The following is a 24,409-nucleotide window of genomic DNA, read 5'->3' as shown; positions in this document are numbered from 1 at the left end:
GACAGGGGGTGGTGTGCAGCGGCGGTCGAATCCTTCCGGCCGTTCCCCGCCGTTCCCGCCGCTCCACGCCGTTCCTGATCTCCCCGCCGTTCCGGACCTTCCCGCTCCGGTGTTCCTGCGCCCGTGTTCCCGGCCTTCTTCCCGGCCTTCCCGCGGCTCTCGTGTGCACGGGGGAATCCCAAAGGCGGGCGTTGGCTGCGCTTTAGCCGGACGGTAGACCGTTGGGGTGCGAGGAATGCGGAAACCTCCCGCAGGAAACCGGGAATTCCCGGACAGTGCTGCGTCTTCCCGGGGGCTGCGACATCAGCGGCTGCCGCCGCGGGCCCCCGGACCCCAGCCGGAAAACCAGGCCAGCTGGGTGACCGGCGAACCTGAGTAAACACATGTGGAGCTGAAATGACGGCCGAAAACAGCGCAGAGAACACCGCCCAGATCGACGAGCGTTCGATCAAGTCCGGCGCCCTATTCCGGAAGGCGGAGGACCCCGGCCCGGTCGACATCCGCGGCCTCGCGGTGGCCGCAGCGACCCGTGCGGGCCGCTACGTGCCCGGCCGTGACAGCGTCGAGGACGCGCTGGCCAAGTGCGTGTACAAGGACAACCTCACCGAGAAGATCCTCAAGCTCACCATCAACGACGACGGCAAGGGCGGCCCGGCGCACTCCGTCCACTACGAGGACGCCATCCTCGACGCGGACGGCACCGAACTCGGCAAGTCCTCGAGCAACGCGGTCGTCGTCGTCACCGAGCCCCACATGTGGCAGTTCCACAAGTCCACCGTCGAACTGGTCAACGGCAGCTACGAGCACAACGGCCTCATCGACGTGAACGCGATGATGCGCGGCATGACGCAGGTCTTCCACGTGACCGGCATCAGCGGCGAGTTCGAGGGCAAGACCGGCTTCGCGACGATCACCATCGGCGACGTCACCCAGCAGCCGCCGACGTACGCGATCTCGTACGCGGTCTGCTGACGTCCCTTCGTCCGTGCTGACGGTGGCGCCCGTGACGGCGCCCCGTCAGGCCGGCGGGGCCACTTGTGGCGGATTGGCCCTGTGATCCCGTCGCCGGGACGGTGAGGATCACGGCATGACCACGCAACACGAGAACCCGCAGCAGCACGATGACCCGAGCCGGCCCGCCGCCGCGGTGTCGGTGCCCGACGCGATCGCCGGGCTCCCCGGGCCCTTCCAGCAGCACAACCTCGCGATGGTGAACGACACCACCGTCGTACGCGTCGCCCGCGTCGAGGGCGAGTTCCCCTGGCACCACCACGACGAGGACGAGCTCTTCCTGTGCTGGGACGGCAGCGTCCGGATCGACCTGGAGGGCCGGGACGCGGTGCTGCTCGCGCCGGGTGAGCTGTTCGTCGTCCCCCGGGGTGTCCGACACCGCCCCGTCGCGGAGGCGACGGCCCACGTCCTGCTCATCGAGCATCCGGACACCAAGCAGTACGGGAGCTAGTGCGGCTCCGCGGGGTGCGCCCTGTAAGGGGCGCGGGGTGTGTTGATTTGCGGCTCTGCCGCGTGGGTGCGACCAGCCACGACGCGACCCTGCGGGTCGTCACCGTCCCGGAGGGGCTGTTTCTGTCGTGTCCGGACCACCGGGCCGGTGGGTGGTTGCTCGCGCAGTTCCCCGCGCCCCTTAAGTGGCGCCTGCGGCGCCATTCCGGGGACCCCGGCCCACCTGATAGGGGCGCGGGTGTGTTGATTTGCGGCTCTGCCGCGTGGGCGCGACTGGCCACGACGCGGCCCTGCGGGTCGTCACCGGGCGGGTGGGGCTGTTTCTGTCGTGTTCGGGCCGCCGGCCGGTGGGGGGTGCTCGCGCAGTTCCCCGCGCCCCTTCTGTGGGCGCCTGCGGCGCCATTCCGGGGGCCGTCGTACCTAAAGGGGCGCGGGGAACTGCGCGACCAGCCACGATGAGACCGTCAGGTCGTCACCGGGCGGAAGGGGCTGGACCTGTCGTGGCCGGGCCACCGGCCGGTGGGGGGCGGTCGCACACCTGGGGCACCCCCGAATGGGCACCGTGTGCCCCAGGCGCGCGAGGACGTCAGTCCTCCGACTTGTCCGGCTCGCCGAACCACGCCCGGAGGGCACCGGTCGGCGTGGTCGTCGGGCCCTCCGCCGCCGCCCAGGCGACGCGGCCGTCGGGGCGTACCAGCAGGGCCGTCGCCGGGATCTCCGGAGTCGGCTCGGCGGTGACGACGGCGACGCGGTCCGTCCAGCCGTCGACCGCGCTGCTCAGCGCGCCCGTGCCGGACAGGTCGAGGAAGACGCCGCGGCCGGCGTGCAGCAGCCGCGCCATCGAGGTCGCGCCGTCCGGGGTCAGCAGCGGGACGTCGGACATCCGGGCGCCCAGCAGGGGGTGTGACCCGGCGGGGTCCGCGGGGTCGGAGGCGTTCGCGTCGTCGGGATACGTGAACGGGTAGCGGACGTCGAGGCCGCCCACCATCCTCACCAGGTACTCGTTGACGTCGTCCATCTGCACCAGTTCGGCGATGATGTCCCGCAACGGGGTGACCTTGTCCATCGGGTGCATCAGCGCCATCTGGGCCCGGGTGCTGGCGCAGGCGCGGGCGCCCACCGGGTGCCGTTCGCCGTGGTAGGTGTCCAGCAGCCCGGCCGGGGCCCGGCCCTGTACGGCGGCGGCCAGCTTCCAGCCGAGGTTGACCGCGTCCTCCAGGCCGGTGCTGAGCGCCTGACCACCGAGCGGGAAGTGCACGTGCGCCGCGTCACCGGCCACGAACACCCGGCCGCTGCGGTACTGCGCGGCCTGCCGGGTCGGCGCGTACCAGTGGTCGAGCCAGAGGGCGGTACCGGTGGTCAGCCGGATGCCGGTGATCCGCTCCATCGAGTCGAACAGGTCGTCGCGGGTGAGCTGCGCGTCGCCGTCCGCCTCGATCTCGAACTCGCCGGTGGTCACCCGCAGCAGGTCGGGCCCGGCCGGCGCCACGGTGAAGAAGCCGGCGTCCTTCTGGTGGAAGCCGAGCAGCTCGAACAGCTTGTCGCCGGGCTCGACGGAGACGTCCCCGATGATGCCGTGGAAGTCGCTGTCCACGCCCGGGAAGTCGATCCCGGCCAGTTCGCGCACCGCGCTCTGCGTTCCGTCGCAGCCCACCAGGTAGGCGCCGCGCACCGTGTCCTCGGCGCCGTCGGAAGTCCTCACGCGCACCGTGACACCGGACTCGTCCTGGTCCAGGCCGATCACCTCGGTACCGCGCCGGATCTCGACGCCCAGCTTCTCGGACCGCTCGGCGAGCCGCAGCTCGACCTTCGAGTGCGGCACGGCGAAGGTGTACGGGTGCCGGGCGCCGAGCCGCTCCGGGTCGAGGAAGATGTGCGCGAAGTGGGCGCGCGGGAACTCGAAGCCGTCGCCGGACAGGGACTCCATCAGACCGCGCTGGGCGAGGAGTTCGACGACGCCGGAGTTGATCGCCATGCCCCGGGAGCGCTCGTTCGGCTCCGGCTGCCGCTCCAGGACGACCGTCCGCACGCCCGCCAGACCGAGCTCCTGGGCCAGCATCAGTCCAACGGGTCCAGCGCCTGCGATGAGTACGGGATCGGTCATGACGAAACTCCTTCGTGGGACGTGGTGTCGGCGGTGGCCGCGGGAGCCGCGGCGGCAGCATCGCCGTCGGTGCCGGTCAGCTCGGCGAGCAGATGGCGCGCGAGCGCGGCGGGGGTCGGGTGGTCGAAGGGCGCGGTGGGAGACACGGTCACCCCGGCGGTGCGCAGCCGCGTCGTCAGCTCCAGCGCCGTGAACGACGAGAAGCCCATGCTGAGGAAGTCGTCGTCGGCGTCGACGGACTCCGGGCCCGGGCGGCCCAGCACGGCGGCGGACTGGCCGCGGACCAGGTCCAGCAGCGCGGCCAGCTGGTCCTCGGCGGCGAGGCCGGCCAGGTGGAGGGTCTCGGGGGCCGCCGCCGCGCCCACCGCGTCCAGGACGCGGCGGACCGCGGGGACGCCGCGCAGCAGCGCGGGCGTCTGGTCGATGCCGAGCTGCGGCACCAGACGCTCCCAGTCGATGTCGGCGACCACGAGGGACCGTCCCGCCAGCTCCGGGGCCCGTTCCAGCAGCGCCACGACGGCCTCCGGCGGGGCGGGACGGATGCTGGCGGCGAACGCGGCCGGGGCGTTTGACGTGTCCATGGGCTGGTCAGCGGTGCCGGGCACGTCGTGCTGCCCGGCACCGTCCTCCGCGTCCCACGGCACGACCCGCAGCGACAGCGCCGGCGCCCCGTCCGCCGCCCGCCGGGCGGCCACCTCGTCCAGCAGCGCGTGGCCGGCGGCGGGGTTGCCGAGGCCCGGTACTCCGAAGGCGCCGGCGAGGGAGGAGACGGCGACGAACAGGGGGGCCGAGCCGGCGGTGCCGTCGTCCCCCACTGCCCCTGACGGGCGTGGGAGGTGCCCCCATCCGCTCCCGCGGGTCAGCGCGTCCAGGTGGACGGCGGTCGTGGCGTCGTCGACGGCGCGGGCGACCTGGTCGGCGGCGAGCGGCTGAAGACCGTCGCCGGCGGCGGCCAGGTGCAGCACAGCAGACAGGGGGCGGTCGGCGGGGACCGCGGCGAGCAGCTCGGCCAGGGCGGCACGGTCGGTCAGGGGTGTCGGTGCGACGGTGACGCGGCTCCTGAGGTCCACGCACAGCCGCGCCACGGCCGGGTGCGCGGCCTCCGCCTCGCTGACCGGCAACAGGACGTGCGTGCCGGCGTGTTCGGCCACCCAGCGGACGAGCCGGCCGGCCAGCGCGGTCGTGGCGCCGGTGACCAGCACCGTGCCGGTCGGCCGCCAGCGCTCGGCCGGGTCCTGGAGGCCGTGCGGGACGGCCGCGGGGACCAGCCGGCGCGCGAACAGGCCGGGGGTGCGCACCGCCACCTGGGTCTCCCCGTCGGCGCAGGCGAGCGCGGTGACGAGGTGCTGGGCGGTGCTGCCGGTCAGGGCCTCGGGGAGGTCGAGCAGGCCGATCCGCTGCCGGGGGCGGTCGGCGGCCAGCGCCTGCCCGAGGCCCCAGAGCGCCGACTGGCCGGTGGCGTGAGCCTCTCCCTGCGCCGGCGCCTGGGTCCGGTCCTGCGGTGCCGCCGCGTACGCGGCGCGCGTGGCCAGCCACAACGGGGCGGTGACGCCCGCCTCGTCCAGCGCCTGGACGAGGGCCAGGGCGGCGGTGACGGCCGGAGCGGCACCGGCGTCGGTCCCCGAAGCGGTGCCCAGGCACGCCAGCACCCCGTCGAACGGGCCCTCGGCGGTGAGGTGTTTGCGCAGGTCCACGGCGATGCTGTCGAGGTCACCCGGGCCCGTCGGCACCGGCAGCTGCACGACCTGGAGGCCCTGCTCGGTCAGGGCGGCGGCCAGGTCCGCCGGGGGCGTGCCCTCCGGGAACGCCAGCAGCCAGGTGCCGCGGGTGCGTTGCGTGGGCGCAGCCAGGGGTTCGAAGACGGTGCGGTAGTGCAGCCGGTCCTGGCGCCGGTAGGTCGACAGGGCCGGCAGCAGGGTCTGGAGGGCGGCCCTGCCCTCCGCGCCCAGGTGCAGGGCGGCGGCCAGCGCCTGGAGGTCCTGCTGCTCGACGGCGGCCCAGAACCCGTGCGCGGCGGCGTCGCCCGTGCCGGTCGCCGCCGGTGCGTCGGCCGTACCGAGGCCCGGGGCCTCAAGCCAGTAACGGCGGTGCTGGAACGCGTAGGTCGGCAGCGCGACCGGTGTACCGCGGCCCGTGCCCCGTTCGCCGTAGAAGGCGCCCCAGTCGACGGTGACGCCCTGGGCGTGCGCGTGGGCCAGCGCACCGAGGAACGTCTGGGTCTCCGGGCGCCGCGCCTTCAGCGTGGGCACCGGGACCGCCGTCACACCCTGGTCGCCGGCCGCGGTGAGACAGGCGGCGGCCATCGGGGTGAGCGTGGCGTCGGGGCCCAGTTCGAGGCAGGTCGTGACGCCTTCGGCGCGCAGGGTGCCGACGCCGTCGGCGAACCGGACGGCGTCCCGGGCGTGCGCGACCCAGTACGCCGGGTCGGTGATCTCCTCGCCGGTGGCGAGCCGGCCGGTGAGGTTCGACACGACGGGGATGCGCGGCGCGGCGTGCGCGAGCCGCGCGGCGACGGCGCCGAACTCGGCCAGCATCGGCTCCATGCGCGGCGAGTGGAACGCGTGGCTGACCCGCAGCCGCCGCGTCTTGTGGCCGCGCTCGGCGAACCCGGCGGCCAGTTCGAGCACGGCGTCCTCGTCGCCGGAGAGCACCGTGGAGGCCGGGCCGTTCACCGCGGCGACGGCGACGCGGGTCTCGTACTCGGCGAGCTGGGCCCGCACCTCGGCCTCGGTGGCCTGCACGGAGACCATCGCGCCGCCCGCGGGCAGCTGCTGCATCAGCCGGCCGCGCGCGGCGACCAGGGTGCAGGCGTCGGGCAGCGACAGCACGCCCGCCACATGGGCGGCGGCCAGCTCGCCGATGGAGTGGCCCATCACGTAGTCGGGTGCGAGGCCGTAGTGGGCCAGCAGCCGGAAGAGGGCGACCTCGACGGCGAACAGGGCGGCCTGCGTGTACGCGGTCTCATCCAGCAGCGCCGCCTCGGGTGTGCCTCGCTCGGGCCACATCACCCGCTTGAGGGGGACGTCGAGCTGCGGGTCCAGCAGCGCGCACACCTCGTCGAGGGCGCGCGCGAACACCGGGAACGCCGCGTGGAGCTGCTGGCCCATGCCGTGGTGCTGGGAGCCCTGCCCGGAGAACAGGAAGGCCAGCCGGCCCGGTGCGGTGGTGCCCGTGACGACGTTGCCGGCGGGCTGGCCGGCGGCCAGGAAGCCGAGGCGCTGGGTGAACTCGTCGCGGGTGGCGGCGATGACGACGGCGCGGTGCGGCAGCGCGGCGCGGGTGGTGGCGAGCGCCTGGCCGATGGCGTCGACGGACTGCTCCGGGTGCGCGGCGACGAACGCCGTCAGCTGCTCGGCCTGCGCCCGTAGCGCCGTGGCGGTGGCGGCGGAGACCACCCAGGGTGCGGGCACGCCGGCGCCCTGCGCGTCGGCGCCCGCCGTTTCGGCGGCAGCGTTCTCGGCGCCGTCCGGTGCCGGCGGCTCCTCCAGGATGACGTGGGCGTTGGTGCCGCTGATGCCGAACGAGGAGACCGCCGCGCGCCGCGGCCGGTCGGCGACGTCCCAGGGTGCGGCCTCGGTGAGCAGGCTGACCGCGCCCGCGCTCCAGTCGACGTGCGGTGAGGGCTGCTCGGCGTGCAGCGTCTTCGGCAGCACGCCGTGCCGCATGGCCTGCACCATCTTGATGACGCCTGCGACCCCGGCGGCGGCCTGGGCGTGCCCGATGTTGGACTTGACGGAGCCGAGCCGCACCGGCCGGTCGGCGGGGCGGTGCTGCCCGTAGGTGGCGAGCAGCGCCTGCGCCTCGATGGGGTCGCCGAGCGAGGTGCCGGTGCCGTGCGCCTCCACTACGTCGATGTCGGCGGGGCCCAGCCGGGCCGCGTCCAGGGCGTCGTGGATCAGCCGCTGCTGGGACGGGCCGTTGGGCGCGGTGAGCCCGTTGCTGGCGCCGTCCTGGTTGACCGCCGAGCCCTTGACGACGGCGAGCACCCGGTGGCCGAGGCGCCGGGCGTCCGAGAGTCGCTCCAGCGCCAGCAGTCCGATGCCCTCGGACCAGCCGGCGCCGTCCGCCTGCGCGGAGAACGACTTGCAGCGGCCGTCCGGGGCCATGCCGCGCTGCCGGCTGAACTCCACGAACAGCGTCGGGGTCGCCATCACCGTCACCCCGCCGGCGAGCGCCAGATCGCACTCCCCGGCACGCAGCGCCTGGGCGGCCAGGTGCAGGGTGACCAGCGACGACGAGCAGGCCGTGTCGACCGTCACGGCGGGTCCTTCGAGGCCCAGCTGGTAGGCGACCCGGCCGGAGGCGATGCTGCCCGCGCTGCCGTTGCCGATCAGGCCCTCGTACTCGCCGGCGCCGGCCGACATCAGCCGGGCGCCGTAGTCGCCGTACATGACACCGGTGAAGATGCCCGTCGGGCTGGAGCGCAGCGCCTGCGGGTCGATGCCGGCGCGCTCCAGGGTCTCCCAGGCGACCTCCAGGAGCAGCCGCTGCTGCGGGTCCATCGCCAGCGCCTCGCGGGGGCTGATGCCGAAGAACTCCGCGTCGAAGTCGGCGGCGTCGTAGAGGAACCCGCCCTCGCGTGCGTACGAGGTGCCCTGGTGCTCCGGGTCGGGGTGGTAGAGGCCCGCGAGGTCCCAGCCGCGGTCGCCGGGGAAGGCGGAGACCGCGTCGGTGCCCTCGGCCACCAGGCGCCACAGGTCCTCGGGGCTGCGCACACCGCCCGGGTAGCGGCAGCCCATGCCGACGATCGCGATGGGCTCGCGGCGGGACGACTCGCTCTCCTGGAGGCGCTGCCGGGTGTCGTGCAGTTCGGCGGTGACCCGCTTGAGGTAGTCGACGAGTTTCTGCTCGTTCGTCTGGTTGGTCATCTCTCCCAGTCCCTGTGAGCCGGTGGTACGTCGCCGGTGCGGACGCCGCGGCCGGGTGCGGCCCCGGCAGCGGCGTCCGCCGTGGCGTCAGCTGCCGCCCAACTCCCTGTCGATGAAGTCGAAGATCTCCTCGGCCGAGGCCGCCTCGATCTGCTCCCGGACGTCGCCCGTGTCGCCGCCGACCGTGTGCCGGGGCTCGTCGAAGCGCGCCGTGAGGGCCCGCAACCGCCGGGCGATCGCCGCATTCTCCCCTTCACCGGCCGCACCGTCCGCACCGTCCGCGCCGTCGGCCAGTGCCGCCAACGCCGCCTCCAGACGGTCGAGGTCGGCCAGCACCGCAGCCGCCGCCGACGCCTCGGCCGGGGCGATCTCCGCCCGTACCCAGGTGGCCAGCGCATCCGCCGTGGGGTGGTCGAAGACGAGCGTCGCCGGCAGTTTCAGGCCGGTGACCGCGTTCAGGCGGTTGCGCAGCTCGACGGCCATGAGCGAGTCGAAGCCCATCTCCTTGAAGGCGCGGCCCGGTTCGATGCCGGCCGGCGAGTCATGGCCGAGCACCGCAGCGATCTGGCCGCGGATCGCGTCCAGCACGACACGGTGCTGCTCGGCCTCGGTGTGGCCGGTCAGGCGCTGTGCCAGCGAGGGCCCGCCCGCGTCGGCGCGCCGCGCCGGGGTGCGCACCAGGCCGCGCAGGATCGGCGGCAGCAGCCCGGCGCCCGCCTGCCGGTGCAGGGCAGCCGTGTCCAGCTGTGCGGGCAGCAGCAGCGGTGCTTCGGGCGCCGCCAGCGCCGTGTCGAGCAGGGCGAGCGCGTCGTCGGACGCGAGCGGCACCAGACCGCCGCGGTTCATCCGGCCGCTGTCGGCGTCCGTGAGGTGTCCGGTCATGCCGGAGCCCTCCTCCCACACGCCCCACGCGAGCGACGTGGCCGGCAGGCCCTGGGCCGTGCGGTGCTGCGCGAGCGCGTCCAGGAACGTGTTGGCCGCCGCGTAGTTGCCCTGGCCCGGCGCGCCGAGGGTGCCGGCGATCGACGAGAACAGCACGAAGGCGGCCAGGTCCTGCCCCCGCGTCAGCTCGTGCAGCTGCCAGGCCGCGTCCGCCTTCGGCCGCAGCACGGCGTCGAGACGGGCCGGCGTGAGGCCCTGCACGGTCGCGTCGTCCAGGACGCCCGCGGTGTGGATCACCGCGGTCAGCGGATGCGCGTCCGGGACGCTCGCCAGCGCCCGCCGGAGCGCCTCGGCGTCCGCGGCGTCGCAGGCGGTGACGGTGACCTGGGCGCCCTGCCCGGTGAGCGCGTCGGTGAGTTCCTGGGCGCCGGGCGCACCCGGGCCGCGCCGGCTGGTCAGCAGCAGGTGCCTGACGCCGTGCCGGGCGACCAGGTGCCGTGCCACCAGGGCGCCGAGGGTGCCGGTGCCGCCGGTGATGAGGACGGTGCCCTTGGGGTCGAGCGCGCGGGCCCGTCCTGCCGTGCCGCCGTCACCGGCCGGCCTGGCGAGGCGCGGTGCGTAGGCCTGACCGGCGCGCAGCGCCAGCTGCGGCTCGCCCGCGGCCAACGCCCCGGACAGCACGCCCGGCAGCGCGGCGAGCGAGGCCGCGAGACCGTCGCCGCCGTCCGTCGCGTCCACGGCGTCGAGGTCCAGGAGCATGACGCGGTCCGGGTTCTCCGACTGGGCGCTGCGCACCAGGCCCCACACCGCGGCGCCGGCCAGGTCTGGGGGCACCTCCCAGGCCGTTGAGGCACTGGGGGAATCTTCGCCGTCCCGTGCGACGATCGCACCGCGGGTGACGACGACGAGCCGGGCGGTCGCGAGCAGGTCGTCGGCGAGCCAGTCCTGGAGCAGCGCGAGGATCTCCCCGGTCGCGGTACGTGCCGCGGCGGCCGGTGCGAGGCCCGGCTGCGGCACGGGCGCGGCGAACACCAGCTCCGGTGCCGGATCGCCCGCCTCGACCGCCTTGTGCAGGGCGGCCAGGTCGGGGCAGACCGTGGTGGTCGGGCCCGCCGTCGCGAGGTCGACGGGCAGCTCGCCGAGCAGCGCCCAGGCACCGTCGCCGGCCGCGTCCTGCGCGGCGGCGGTCGGGGCCCAGTCGAGCCGGAACAGCGTCCCGGCCTGCGTGGCGGGCGCCAGCTGGGCGGCCTCCACGGGCCGCAGCCGCAGCGCTTCCACCGTGGCGACGGGCCGCCCGGCCTCGTCGGCCACGTCCAGCGCCACCGCGGCGTCGCCCGCGGCGCCCACCTGCTCCAGCCGCACCCGCAGGGTCCGGGCGCCGGTGGCGTGCAGCCGGATGCCGCTCCAGGAGAACGGCAGCAGCGCACCCCCGGCGCCGCCCGAACCGGCCACGGACAGGGCCACCGTGTGCAGCGCGGCGTCCAGCAGCGCCGGGTGCAGCCCGAAGCCGTCCACCTCGGTGTCCTCGGGCAGGTCGATCTCGGCGAAGTACCGCTCGTCCTGCCGCCAGGCCGCCCGCAGGCCCTGGAAGACCGGCCCGTAGGCAAGACCGATCCCCGCGAACCGCTGGTACACGTCGCTCGTGTCGACCGGCGTGGCACCCGGCGGTGGCCAGGCCGTCAGGTCGGCGCCCGTGTCGCGTGGCGCGCCGTCCGCGGCGCCGGGCGCGGTGAGCAGCCCGGTCGCGTGCCGGGTCCAGGCCACGTCGGCGGACGCCTCCTCGGGACGGGAGTGGACGGTCAGTGTGCGCTGCCCCGTCCCGTCGGGCGCGCCGACGACGACCTGGAGCTGTACCCCGCCCTGCTCGGTGAGGACCAGCGGGGTCTGCAACGTGAGGTCGTCGAGCCCGTCGCAGCCGGCCTGGAAGGCGGCGTGCAGGGCCAGTTCGACGAAGCCGGTGCCCGGGAAGACGGTCGTCTCCAGCACCGTGTGGTCGGCGAGCCACGGGTGGGTGCGCAGCGACAGCCGGCCGGTGAGGATGTGCCCCTCGCCGTCGGCGAGCGGCAGCGCTGCGCCCAGCAGCGGATGCCCGGTGCCGACCAGACCGGCCGACCGCACGTCACCCGCCGCCTCGGCCGCCTCCAGCCAGAACCGCCTGCGCTGGAACGGATACGTGGGCAGGGCGGCGGCGTGCGGGTGCACGGCCGGGAGCGTGCTCGCCCAGTCGACCGCGGTGCCGTGCACGTGCGCACCCGCCAGGGCCGCCAGGAACTCGACGCGGCCGTCCTTCTCGCGCCGCAGCGTGCCGATCGTCGCCGCTGCCACGCCGGCCGCCTCGGGGACGGTGAAGTTCTGCTCGAGCCCGAACGTGAGCACCGGGTGGGGGCTGGACTCGATGAAGAGCCGGTGCCCGCTCGCCAGCAGCGCGGCGGTGGCCTTGGCTAGCTGCACCGGCTGGCGCAGGTTGGTGTACCAGTACGCGGCGTCGAGCCCGGCGGTGTCCAGCTCCTCGCCGGTGACCGTCGAGTAGAACGGCACGGTGCCGGTGCGCGGCGCGATCGGCGCGAGCAGCTCCAGCAGCTCGTCGCGGATCGGCTCGATGTGGGCGCAGTGCGAGGCGTAGTCCACCGGCACCATCCGGGCCCGTACGTCATCGGCCTGGTAGCGGTCCACCAGGGCCTGCACCGCGTCCGGATCGCCGGAGACGACGGTGGAACGGGGGCCGTTGACGACGCCGATGCTGATCCGGGCGGCCCACTCGGCGGTGCCCTCGATGTGCTGGGCGACGTCGTCGGCGGCCAGCGGGATCGACGCCATCGCGCCCGTCCCGGCGAGCACCGTCAGCGCCTTGGAGCGCAGCGTCACCACCCGTGCCGCGTCGTCCAGGGTCAGGCCCCCGGCGACGTAGGCGGCGGCGATCTCGCCCTGGGAGTGCCCGATCACCGCGTCCGGGCGCACCCCGTGCGCCATCCACAGGTGCGCGAGCGAGGTCATCACGGCGAACAGCGCGGGCTGCACCACGTCGACCCGCTCCAGCGACGCCGCGCCCTCGGTGCCGCGCAGCACGTCGATCAGGTCCCAGTCGGCGTACCGGCCGATGGCCTCGGCACAGGCGTGCAGGTGCTCGGCGAACGTCGGGAACTGCCCAGCTGCGTCCAGCAGGTCGACGGCCATCCGCGGCCACTGCGAGCCCTGCCCGGGGAAGACGAACACGGTACGGCCCGGCGCGGTGGCTACGGTGCCGTGCACCACGCCCGCCTCGGGCTCGCCGGCGGCCAGCGCCCGCAGACCGGTCAGGAACTGCTCGCGGTCGGCGCCGATCACCACGGCCCGGTGCTCGAAGGTGTCCCGGGTGGTCACCAGCGCGTGCGCCAGCTGCGCGGGGGACTGCTCCGGGTGCCGTGCCACGTGTGCGGCGAGCCGCTCGGCCTGGGCGCGCAGCGCCTCTTCGGAACGCGCCGAGACCGTCCACGGCACGACGCCCGCCGGAGCCTGCGCCCCGCCGTCCGCCTCGGTGCCGGTGCCGTCGTCGGGTGCCTGCTCCAGCAGCAGATGGGCGTTGGTGCCGCTGATGCCGAACGCGGAGACGGCGGCCCGGCGCGGGCGGCCGGTCTGCGGCCACGGCTGGGACTCGTCCAGCACCCGCACCGCGCCGGCGGACCAGTCGACGTGCGGCGAGACCTCGCTCGCGCCCAGCGACTTGGGCAGCACCCCTTTGCGGAGCGCCTGCACCATCTTGATCACGCCGGCGACACCCGCGGCGGCCTGGGTGTGCCCGATGTTGGACTTGATCGAGCCGAGCCACAGCGGCTGCTCGTCCGTGTGGTGCTGCCCGTAGGTGGCGAGCAGCGCCTGGGCCTCGATGGGGTCGCCGAGCGAGGTGCCGGTGCCGTGCGCCTCGACGACGTCGATGTCGGCCGGGGTGAGTCCGGCGTTCGCCAGGGCCTTGGTGATGACGCGCTGCTGGGACGGGCCGTTCGGGGCGGTCAGGCCGTTGCTGGCGCCGTCCTGGTTGACCGCCGAGTCGCGTACCACCGCGAGGATCCGGTGCCCGTTGCGCTGGGCGTCGGAGAGCCGCTCGACGAGCACCAGGCCGACGCCCTCGCCCCAGCCGGTGCCGTCGGCGCCTGCCCCGAACGGCTTGCACCGCCCGTCGGGCGCGAGACCCCGCTGCCGGCTGAACTCGACGAAGATGCCCGGCGCCGCCATCACGGCGGCGCCACCGGCCAGCGCCAGGTCGCACTCGCCGCCGCGCAGCGCACGGACCGCCGAGTGCAGCGCCACCAGCGACGACGAGCAGGCCGTGTCCACCGTGATGGCGGGCCCCTCGAGGCCGAGCGCGTACGCGATGCGGCCGGAGGCGACGCTGCTGGTGGTGCCGGTCAGCAGGAAGCCCTCGACGGCGGACGGGGTGCCCGCGTGCGTCGTCGCGTAGTGCTGGGTGGACATGCCCACGAACACGCCGGTCTGGCTGCCGCGCAGGGTGCTCGCCGGGATGCCGGCGCCCTCCAGGGTCTCCCACGCGGTCTGCAGCAGCAGCCGCTGCTGCGGGTCGGTGGCCAGCGCCTCACGTGGGCTCATGCCGAAGAACCCGGCGTCGAACAGGGCCGCGTCGTGCAGGAAGCCGCCCTTGGTCACATAGGTGGTGCCGGGGCGGTCCGGGTCCGGGTCGAACAGCGCGCCGACATCCCAACCGCGGTCCGTGGGGAACTCCGTGATGCCGTCCCGGCCGGTGGCGACCAGCTCCCACAGGTCGTCGGGGGAGTGCACGTCGCCGGGGTAGTGGCAGGCCATGCCGACGATCGCGATGGGCTCGCCGTCGTCCGCGGTGACCTTGCGGGCCACCGGGCCGGCCGCCGCGGTCTCGGCGCCGTCCCCGACCAGTTCGTCCAGGTGCGCGGCGAGCGCGGTGGCCGTCGGGTGGTCGAAGACCATGGTGGCGGAGAGCGTCAGGCCGGTGGCGTTGCCGAGCCGGTTGCGCAGCTCGATCGCGGTGAGCGAGTCGAAGCCGAGGTCCTGGAACGGGCGGTCCGGCGGAACCGCGTCCGCGGTGCTGTGCCCGAGGGCGTCCGCGATGTTCTCCCGGACGACCTGGAGCAGGTGGTGGGCGCGGTCGGCGGCGCTGAGCCCGGCCAGCCGGCGGTGCAGCGCGCCGGCCTGCCCCCGCGCGCCCCGGCGGCCCCGGGAGCGTGTCGTGGCGGGACCGGCCAGGGCGCGCAGCGTGGGCGGCAGGAAGCCGGCCTCGGCGGCGGACCGCAGGGTGGTCACGTCGAGCCCGGCCGGCACCAGGACGGGCCGCGGGTCGAGCAGCGCCGCGTCGAACAGGGCCAGCGCCTCCGACGTCGGCAGTGGCAGCAGACCGGTGCGCCCGAGCCGCTCGCGGATCACGTCGTCCTCGCCGCCGGCCATCCCGCCGGCCTCTTCCCACAGGCCCCAGGCCAGCGAGGTCGCCGGCAGGCCCGCGGCCTGCCGGTGGTGGGCGAGGGCGTCCAGGAAGGTGTTGGCCGCCGCGTAGTTGGCCTGCCCGGGGGCGCCCAGCACACCGGCGATCGACGAGTACAGCACGAACGCGGCGAGGTCGAGGCCACGGGTGGCCTGGTGCAGCGTCCAGGCGGCGTCGGCCTTCGGGCGCAGCACGGTGTGCACCCGCTCCGGGGTGAGCCCGCCCACCACGGTGTCGTCGAGCACGCCGGCGGTGTGCACGACGGCGGTCAGCGGACGGGCGGCCGGGATGCCGTCGAGCAGGGCGCGCACGGCGTCCGGGTCGGCCGCGTCGCAGGCGGCGACGGTGACCTCGGCGCCGAGCGCGGTGAGCGCCTCGGTCAGCTCGGCGGCGCCCGCGGCGTCCGGGCCGCGGCGGCTGGTCACCAGCAGGTGCTTCACGCCGTGCCGGGCCACCAGGTGCCGGGCCAGCACGGACCCCAGCGCGCCGGTGCCGCCGGTGACCAGCACCGTCCCCTCGGGGTCGAGGGCCTTCGGCAGGGTCAGCGCCAGCTTGCCGGTGTGCCGGGCCTGGCTCATGAACTTGAACGCCTCGGGTGCGCGCCCCAGGTCGAAGGCGGCGACCGGCAGCGGCCGCAGCACCCCGGCGTCGAACAGCTCCACGAGCGCCGTGAACATCTCGTGCATCCGGTCCGGACCGGCCTCGATCAGGTCGAACGCCTGGTAGGCCACGTCCGGGTGACCGGCCGCCACCTCGGCGGGGTCGCGGATGTCGGACTTGCCCATCTCCAGGAACCGGCCACCGCGCGGCAGCAGCCGCAGCGAGGCGTCGACGAACTCGTTCGCCAGCGAGTCCAGGACGACGTCGACGCCCTGCCCGCCGGTGGCGGCCAGGATCTCCGGCTCGAAGTCGAGCGTGCGGGAGTTGGCGATGTGGGTGTCGTCGTAGCCCAGCGTGCGCAGCACGTCCCACTTGGGTGTGGACGCGGTGCCGAACACCTCGGCGCCCAGGTGCCGGGCCAGCTGGGTGGCCGCCATGCCGACGCCGCCGGTGGCCGCGTGGATGAGGATCCGCTGCCCCGGCCCGAGGTCACCGAGGTCGACGAGGCTGTAGTACGCGGTCAGGAACGCGATCGGCGTGGTGGCGGCCTGCGCGTACGACCAGCCGTCCGGGATACGGATCAGCATCCGGTGGTCGGTGACCGCGACGTTGGCCATGCAGCCGCTGAACAGGCCCATCACCCGGTCGCCCGGCTCCAGGCCGGTGACACCCGGCCCGATGTCGGTGACCACGCCGGCGGCCTCGCTGCCGATCAGGGCCTTGCCCGGGTACATGCCGAGCGCGATCAGCACATCGCGGAAGTTCAGGCCGGCGGCGCGCACCGCGATCCGCACCTCGCCGTCCTCGAGCGGCTCGTCGAGCTCCGCCACCGGGACCACGGCGAGCGCGTCGACGGTGCCGGGCGTGCTGACGTCGACCCGCCACGGCGCCGTGTCACGCGGCACGACCAGCGCCGGGGTGCCCGCCTTGACCAGCCGGGGCACGTACACCGCGCCGTCGCGCACCGTGCACTGCGGCTCCCCGGCCGCGACGGCGGCGGGCAGCGCGTCGTAGGAGGCGCCGGCAGTCGCAGCGCCGTCGACGTCCACCAGGAGGAACCGGTCCGGGTTCTCGGTCTGCGTGGAGCGCAGCAGGCCCCACACCGACGCGCTCGCCGGATCCGCGAGCTGCTCGGCGAAGCGGGTGCTGACGGCGCCCCGGGTCACCATGACGAGCCGGGCAGCGGCCAGTTCGGAGCTGCCCAGCCACTCCTGCACCAGGCTCAGCGCCCGCACGGAGGCCAGGTGGGCGCCGGTGGCGGGGTCGTCCGCGCCGGCGCAGGACGGCAGCACGGCGAGCACCACGTCCGGGACGTCGGCGCCGGCGGCGACGGCTTCCCGCAGCCCGGCCAGATCCGGGTGCGCGTCGGCGGCGACCCCGGCCGGCGCCGGGGTGCCCTCGCCGAGCACCGCCCAGCGCAGGGCGTCGGGGGCGGTGTCGGAGGCGGGTGCCGGGACCCAGTCGAGGTGCAGCAGGGAGTCGTTCCCGGTGGCCTTGACGGACGCCAGCTGGGCCGCGCTGACCGGGCGTGCGGTCAGCGAGCCGACGGTGGCGACCGGGTTGCCGTACGCGTCGGCGACCGCCAGCGCCACCACGTCCTGACCGGTGGCCGAGATCCGTACCCGCAGCTGTCCGGCGCCGGTGGCGTGCAGGGACACCCCGGACCAGGCGAACGGCAGCTTCGGCTGGCGGGGCCCCTCGCCGCCGTCCTCGTGCAGCACGGCGGCCTGGAGCGCGGCGTCCAGCAGCGCGGGGTGCAGCCCGTAGCGGGCGGCTTCGGTGCCGTCGTCGTCGAGCGCCACCTCGGCCACCACGTCGTCGCCGAGCCGCCAGGCGGCACGCAGCCCGCGGAAGAACGGGCCGTAGGAGAGGCCGACGGTGTCGAAGTGCTCGTAGAGCCCGGCCACGTCGAGCGGCTCGGCGCCGGCCGGCGGCCAGGACACGGCGAAGTCGGTGTCGGGCGCGGCGGGCTCGCCCGGCGCGAGCACACCGGTGGCGTGACACGTCCATGCCGCCGGGGCGGTGTCGTCGCCCGCGGAGTGCGGCCGAGAGTGGATGACGAGGGGGCGGCGGCCGTCCTCGTCCGGGGCGTCCACCTGCACCTGGAGCTGCACGGCACCCTTTGCGGGCAGCGCCAGCGGGGCCTGGAGGGTGAGTTCGGCCAGCTCGTCGCAGCCGATGTGGCGGGCGGCCGTCAGGGCCAGCTCGATGAACGCGGTACCGGGCAGCAGCACGGTGTCCAGGACCACGTGGTCGGCCAGCATCGGGTGGGTGGCCAGCGAGATCCGCCCGGTCAGCAGGTGCACGTCGCTGTCGGCCAGCGACAGGGTGGCGCTCAGCAGCGGATGCCCCGCCGCGCCGAGCCCGGCAGCGGACACGTCGCCGGCGACGGAGGTGACGTCCGGCCAGAACCGCCGCCGCTGGAACGCGTACGTGGGCAGCGCGGTCGGCTCGACGGGCCGTGCACCCGCGAGCAGCGCCGCGAAGTCGACGGCGTGGCCGCGCACATGGGCTCCGGCGAGCGCGGCCACGAGGGTGCGGGCCTCGTCACGTCCCCGGCGGCAGGCGGGGAGCAGGACCGCCTCGGGCGCGGCGTCCGCGGCGCCGTCCTCGTCCGTGGCCGCCGGCTCGGCCAGGCAGGCGCGGGCGAGCGCGGTGAGGGTGGCGTCCGGGCCCAGCTCCAGGCAGGTCGCGACGCCGAGCCCGGGCAGCTGCCGGACGCCCTGGTGGAACAGGACGGCGTGCCGAACGTGGTCGACCCAGTAGCCGGCCGAGCACAGCTGCTCGGGGGTGGCGAGGGCGCCGGTGAGGTTGGAGACGACGGGGATGCGCGGCTGCTCGAAGCGGAGCCCGGCGGCCACCGCGCGGAACTCCTGAAGCATCGGCTCCATGCGGGCCGAGTGGAAGGCGTGGCTGACCGTCAGCCGCTTGGTCTTGCGGCCCTGCGCGGCGAAGTGCGCAGCCAGCTCCTCGACGGCGTCCTCGTCGCCGGAGACCACGGTGGCGGCGGGACCGTTCACCGCGGCGACGTCGACGCGGCCTGCGCAGCCCGCCGCGTCAGCCGTCAGGTGCGCCCGCACCTCGGCCTCGGTGGCCTGGACGGAGACCATCGCGCCGCCCGCGGGCAGCTCCTGCATGAGCCGGCCGCGCGCGGCGACCAGCGCGCACGCGTCGGCCAGCGACAGCACGCCCGCGACATGGGCGGCGGCCAGCTCGCCGATGGAGTGCCCGATGACGTAGTCGGGCGTGACGCCCCAGTGCTCGACGAGCCGGAACAGCGCCGTCTCGAAGGCGAAGAGGGCGGCCTGCGTGTACACCGTCCGGTCCAGCAGCGCCGCGTCCGCGCTCCCGGCTTCGGCGAACATCAGCGGCTTGAGCGGCCGGTCGAGGTGGCCGTCGAGCAGCGCGCACACCTCGTCGAGCGCGCGGGTGAACACCGGGAACGCCGCGTACAGCTCACGCCCCATGCCGGCGCGCTGGCTGCCCTGCCCGGAGAACAGGAACGCGACCTTGCCCGCCTGCACCGCGCGACCGGTGCCGCCGGCGGTGGCGGTGACGCCCTGCACCAGGTGCGCGGCGCCCTCACCGGCGGCCAGCGCGTCAAGACCTGAGCGCAGCGCCTCGTGCCCGTCGGCGAGCACGACCGCCCGGTGGGCGAACTGCGTACGGGTGGTGGCCAGCGAGAACGCCAGGTCGGCCGGGTCGAGTTGGGCGTCAACCCGGTCACGCAGCCGGGCCGCCTGGGCGCGCAGCGCCTCCTCGGTACGGCCGGACAGCACCACCGGGGCGACGTCGAGCGGCCGGCTCGTGTCGACCGCGGTGGTGTCGGTGGTGGCCGGCTCGCCGTCCGCGGTCTCGGCGGCCTCCGGCGCCGGCGCCGGCGGCGCCTCCTGGAGGATGACGTGGGCGTTGGTGCCGCTGATGCCGAACGACGACACCGCGGCGCACCGCGGCCGGTCGCCCTGCGGCCACGGCCGGGACTCCTGAAGCACCCGCACCGCGCCCGTCGACCAGTCGACGTGCGGGGACGGCTCGTCGACGTGCAACGTCTTCGGCAGCACGCCGTGCCGGATCGCCTCGACCATCTTGATGATGCCGGCGACCCCGGCGGCGGCCTGGGTGTGCCCGATGTTGGACTTGATGGAGCCGAGCCACAGCGGCCGGTCGGCCGGCCGGTCCTTGCCGTAGGTGGCGAGCAGCGCCTGCGCCTCGATCGGGTCGCCGAGGGTGGTGCCGGTGCCGTGCCCCTCCACCGCGTCCACGTCCAGCGTGGTCAGCTCGGCCGCTTCCAGCGCGGCACGGATGACGCGCTGCTGGGACGGGCCGTTCGGGGCGGTCAGGCCGTTGCTGGCGCCGTCCTGGTTGACGGCGCTGCCACGGATCACCGCCAGCACCGGGTGCCCGTTCCTGCGGGCGTCCGACAGCCGCTCCAGCAGCAGGATGCCGACGCCCTCGCCCCAGCCGGTGCCGTCGGCCGCCGCGGCGAACGCCTTGATGCGGCCGTCCGGGGCGAGCCCGCGCTGCCGGCTGAACTCGGTGAAGATGGTCGGCGTCGACATCACCGTCGCACCGCCCGCCAGCACCATCTCGCACTCGCCGCTGCGCAGCGCCTGGCAGGCCAGGTGGGTCGCCACCAGCGACGCCGAGCAGGCAGTGTCCAGCGTGACGGCGGGACCTTCCAGGCCCAGCGCGTACGACACCCGGCCGGAGACCACGCTCGCCGAGTTGCCGGTCGCCAGGTGGCCCTCGACGGCCTCAAGCTGACCGAGCAGCAGCCGCGCGTAGTCCTGCCCGTTGGTGCCGGTGAACACGCCGACCGGGCGGCCCTTGAGAGCCGCCGGCACGATCCCGGCACGCTCCAGCGCCTCCCACGACGCCTCCAGCAGCAGCCGCTGCTGCGGGTCCATGGCGAGCGCCTCGCGCGGGCTGATCCCGAAGAACTCCGCGTCGAAGGAGTCCGCGTCCGGCACGAACGCGCCCTCACGCGCATACGTCTTGCCGGTCGCCTCGGGGTCCGCGTCGTACAGCGCCTCGGTGTCCCAGCCGCGTTCCGCCGGGAACGCGCCCATCGTGTCCCGGCCGTCGGCCAGCAGCCGCCACAGCTCCTCGGGCGATCCGGCGCCGCCCGGGAAGCGGCAGCTCGTCGAGACGATCGCGATCGGCTCGTGCTCCCTGGCCTCGGCGTCCCGCAGCAGCCGGTTCGCCCTCTTGAGGTCCGCGGTGGCGCGCTTGAGGTAGCCGCGCAGCTTCGCCTCGTTCACGGTGGCGGCCTGCCCGCCCGAAACAGCATTCATCGGACCTCATCCATCCCGGAGATACCGAGCTCGTTGTCCAGCACGTCGAAGAGCTCGTCGTCGGTCACCGATTCCAGATCGTCGTCGCCACCGCCGACAGCGGCGTGGCCGACCGGGCCGCCCGCCGCCGCGTCGGCGGCGTCGGTCAGCTTCCTGAGCATCAGACGCAGGCGCGCGGTGACCTTTCCATACGCCTCGTCGTCGGGGGAGAGCGCCAGCAGGGTGTCCTCGAGGCCGTCGAGTCCGGCCAGCATGCCCTCGGTCGCCGCGTCCTCGGCGGGGGCGACCTCGACCAGCAGGTATTCCACCAGCGCGGCCGGGTTCGGGTAGTCGAAGGCGACCGTGGCCGGCAGCTTCAGACCGGTCGCGGCGCCGAGGCGGTTACGCAGCTGCACCGCGATCAGCGAGTCGAAGCCCAGCTCCTTGAAGGCGCGCTCCGGGTCGACGGCCGAGGCCGACGCATGCCCCAGCACCGCGGCGACCTGCCCGCACACCAGCTCCAGCAGCATCGCCCGCTGCTCGTCCACGGACCGCCCGGCCAGCCGGCGCGCCAGCGACGGCCCCCCGGCACCGGCCCGCCGCGCCGGCACCCGCACCAGGGAGCGCAGCAGCGCCGGCACCGGCGCCTCGCCGCCCTGCGCGTGCAGCGCGGCAGCCACCGCGGTGACGTCCAGCCGCACCGGCAGCAGCAGCGGCCGGCCACCGGACAGGGCCGCACCGAACAGCGCGAGGCCCTCGTCGGCGCCGAGCGGCACGATCCCGCCGCGCACCATCCGCTCCCGTGCGGCCCCGTCCAGCTCCCCGGACATACCGGCCCCGGTGGCCGCGCCGCCGTCGTCCGACTCCCACAGCCCCCACGCCAGCGACGTCGCCGGCAGCTTCGCCGCGTGCCGGTGGTGGGCGAGGGCGTCCAGGAAGGTGTTGGCGGCGGCGTAGTTGGCCTGGCCAGGGTTGCCCAGGGTGCCGGCGGCCGACGAGAACAGCACGAAGGCGGCAAGGTCGAGACCGCGGGTCAGCTCGTGCAGGTTCCAGGCCGCGTCCACCTTCGGACGCAGCACCGCGTCGAGACGCTCGGGCGTCAGCGAGGTGACCACCGCGTCGTCGAGCACCCCAGCCGAGTGCACCACCGCCGTCAGCGGATGCGCGCCCGGCACCCCGGCCAGCAGCTTCTCCAGCGCCGCACGGTCCGCGGCGTCACACGCCGCGACCGCCACCTCGGCGCCCAGCTCCGACAGTTCCGCGGTGATCCGCTGCGCCGCCGGGCTGTCGGGACCGCGCCGGCTGGTCAGCAGCAGATGCCGCACCCCGTACTCGGCGACCAGGTGCCGCGCGACGAGGCCGCCCAGCAGCCCGGTGCCGCCGGTGATCAGCACCGTCCCCTCCGGGTCGAACCGCACCGGCTCCCCGCCCTGCGCCTGCGCCCGCACCAGACGCGGCGCCAGCAGCGCCCCGCCCCGCACCGCGACCTGCGGCTCCCCGCAGGACAGCGCCGCGTGCAGCACCTCACCTGCGCCCGCGTCGGCCGCCTTGACCGCATCGGCAGCGTCTTCGACGTCCACGAGCACGAATCGCTCCGGGTGCTCCGACTGCGCCGAACGCACCAGCCCCCAGACCGCCGCGCCGCCCAGGTCGGCCACGTCCTCCCCGGCGGCGACAGCGACCGCACCCGCGGTGCGCACCACGAGCCGAGCCGTCGTCAACCGGTCGTCCGCCAGCCAGTCCTGAAGCGCCGCCAGCACCTGACGGGCGGCGGTGTGCGCGGCGGCTGCCGGGTCGGCGGCGTGCGCGCCGTCCCACGGCAGCAGCACCCATGCGGGCGGCGGCGCGCCCGCGTCCAGCGCGGCCCGCAGCGCCGCCACATCCGCGTACACCGGCACGTCCGGGCCGGACCCGGCCCCCGCACCGTCGTCCCCCAGCACCGCCCAACCGGCCGAAGCAGCCTCCCCGGACGCGTCGGCCGGCCCGGTGACCGGCAGCCACTCCAGGTGGAACCGGGCGTCCTGCCGCTCCCGGCCACGCCGCACCCGCTCCGCCGACACGGGCACCACCCGCACCTCGTCGACACTCGCCACGAGCGCGCCCGACTCGTCCGTGATCCGCACGGCGAACGCATCGGCACCGGCCGGGCTCAGCTGGGCCCGCACCTTCGACGCACCCGTGGCGTGCACGGTGAGCCCGGACACCTCGCCCGCCAGGCGCGGCCCGGGCCGCTCACCCGCGGCGCCCACCAGCACCGGGTGCAGCACCGCGTCCAGCAGTGCCGGATGCACCCCGAACCCGGCGGCGGACACGTCGTCCGGCAGCTCCAGCGCGGCGAACACCTCGTCACCGCGCCGCCACGCCGCATCAACCCCCTGGAAGACGGGACCGTGCCCGACACCCGCGCGCACCAGCCCTTCGTAGACGCCGTCCACGTCCACCGCCGTGGCCCCCGCGGGCGGCCAGCTCACCGGTTCCCCGGAGCCGCCCGGAGCCTCGACGCCGGCAGCCAACTCACCCGTGGCGTACCGCTCCCAGGCCGCGCCCTCCGCACTCTCCTGGCGTGCGTGCACCGTGACGGCCGGCCGCACGTCGCCACCTCCACCGTCGCCGTCGCCGCGACCCGAGACGGTGACCCGGATCTGGAGGGCGCCCTCCTCCGGCACCACCAGCGGCTCGTCCAGCGTCAGCCGCGCCACGCGGTCCCAGCCGGCCCGGGCGCCCGCGTGCAGCACCAGATCGGCGAAGACCGCCGCCGGTACCACCACCGTGTCCAGCACGGCGTGGTCGGCCAGCCACGGCTGGGTGCGCAGCGACAGCCGCCCCGTCAAGACGACGCCCCGCCCGTCCGGCAGGTCCACCGCCGCCCCCAGCAGCGGGTGCCCCGCCTCGTCGAGCCCCGCGGACAGCGCGTCAGCGGCGCCGGACACCGCATCGATCCAGTACGTCTCACGCTGGAACGGATACGTCGGCAGGTCCACCCGGCCACCACTGCGGTCGCCCTCGCCCAGGAACGCCGACCAGACCGGGCTCACCCCGTGCGCGTGCGCGGTGAGCACGGCCTGCACCAGCATCCCCACCTCCGGCCGCCCCCGCCGCAGCACCGCCGCGGCGGCCACCGGGGCGTCCGCGGGCAACGACTGGGCGACGAGCGCGGTCAGCGTGGTGCTGGGACCCACTTCGAGGAACACGGTGGTACGGAGCGCCTCGTGGAGGTGGGTGATGCCGTCGTGGAATCGGACGGCGTTGCGGATGTGGTCGGTCCAGTACTGGGGGGAGGTGAGTTGTTCGGCGGTTGCCGTGGTTCCGGTGACGTTGGAGACGACGGGGATGCGGGGGGCGTGGTAGGTGAGGCCTTCGGCGATCTGCTGGAACTCTTCCAGGACGGTGTCCATGTGGGGGGAGTGGAAGGCGTGGCTGACGGTGAGGCGGGTGGTTTTGCGGCCCTGGGCGCGCCAGTGGTCGGCGAGTTCCAGGGCCCGGTCCTCGTCGCCGGCGATGACGACGGCTTGTGGGCCGTTGATGGTGGCGATGCAGAGGCGGTCGTCGTCGGTGAGGGTGGTGCGGACTTCGTCTTCGGTGGCCTGGATGGCGATCATGGCGCCGCCGGTTGGTGCGGCCTGCATGAGCCGTCCGCGGGCGGCGACGAGCGTGCAGGCGTCCTCCAGGGAGAGCACGCCGGCCAAGTGGGCGGCGGTCAGCTCGCCGATGGAGTGCCCGATGAGGTGGTCGGGTTGTACGCCCCAGTGTTCCAGGAGCCGGTGCAGGGCGATTTGGA

6 protein-coding genes are annotated in these 24,409 nt (G+C 75.1%); 2 read left to right on the top strand and 4 right to left on the bottom strand.

Features of this window, described 5'->3' with window-relative positions; all coding sequences use genetic code 11:
• Positions 1-396: 396 nt before the first annotated feature.
• Entirely contained in the window at positions 397-972 is a 576-nt protein-coding gene (locus NQO67_RS39360; protein WP_255955320.1) for an allene oxide cyclase barrel-like domain-containing protein, read from the top strand.
• A 115-nt stretch (positions 973-1,087) separates the two neighbouring features.
• Positions 1,088-1,462, top strand: coding sequence for a cupin domain-containing protein (locus NQO67_RS39355; RefSeq protein ID WP_255955319.1), 375 nt, complete (start codon positions 1,088-1,090; stop codon positions 1,460-1,462).
• A 585-nt stretch (positions 1,463-2,047) separates the two neighbouring features.
• Here NQO67_RS39355 and NQO67_RS39350 read toward each other — a convergent pair.
• The 4 genes from NQO67_RS39350 to NQO67_RS39325 form a co-directional block, all read right to left on the bottom strand.
• Positions 2,048-3,565: an FAD-dependent monooxygenase gene (locus NQO67_RS39350; RefSeq protein WP_255955318.1), complete on the bottom strand. Its 1,518-nt coding sequence runs from the start codon at positions 3,563-3,565 to the stop codon at positions 2,048-2,050.
• Positions 3,562-8,442, bottom strand: a complete 4,881-nt coding sequence (locus NQO67_RS44055; RefSeq protein WP_374119278.1) for a type I polyketide synthase — start codon at positions 8,440-8,442, stop codon at positions 3,562-3,564. Before NQO67_RS44055 ends, NQO67_RS39350 begins: the two co-directional genes overlap by 4 nt.
• 78 nt (positions 8,443-8,520) lie before the next feature.
• The gene (locus tag NQO67_RS39330; protein WP_255955316.1) at positions 8,521-20,652 is read right to left on the bottom strand and encodes a type I polyketide synthase; all 12,132 of its coding nucleotides are present in this window, start codon (positions 20,650-20,652) and stop codon (positions 8,521-8,523) included.
• Positions 20,649-24,409 (bottom strand): SDR family NAD(P)-dependent oxidoreductase (locus NQO67_RS39325; RefSeq protein WP_255955314.1); only part of this gene is annotated, 3,761 nt, incomplete at its 5' end. The genes NQO67_RS39325 and NQO67_RS39330, both read right to left, overlap by 4 nt.

Source organism: Streptomyces odontomachi (genome assembly GCF_024435355.1).
Taxonomy (GTDB): Bacteria; Actinomycetota; Actinomycetes; order Streptomycetales; family Streptomycetaceae; genus Streptomyces; species Streptomyces odontomachi.
This window is presented reverse-complemented; position numbering and strand designations above follow the sequence as displayed.

Bases quoted from the DNA above. Each gene is read 5' to 3' on its own strand.
- NQO67_RS39360 (WP_255955320.1), top strand. From the start codon at position 397: ATGACGGCCGAAAACAGCGCAGAGAACACCGCCCAGATCGACGAGCGT.
- NQO67_RS39355 (WP_255955319.1), top strand. From the start codon at position 1,088: ATGACCACGCAACACGAGAACCCGCAGCAGCACGATGACCCGAGCCGG.
- NQO67_RS39350 (WP_255955318.1), bottom strand. From the start codon at position 3,565: ATGACCGATCCCGTACTCATCGCAGGCGCTGGACCCGTTGGACTGATG.
- NQO67_RS39330 (WP_255955316.1), bottom strand. From the start codon at position 20,652: ATGAATGCTGTTTCGGGCGGGCAGGCCGCCACCGTGAACGAGGCGAAG.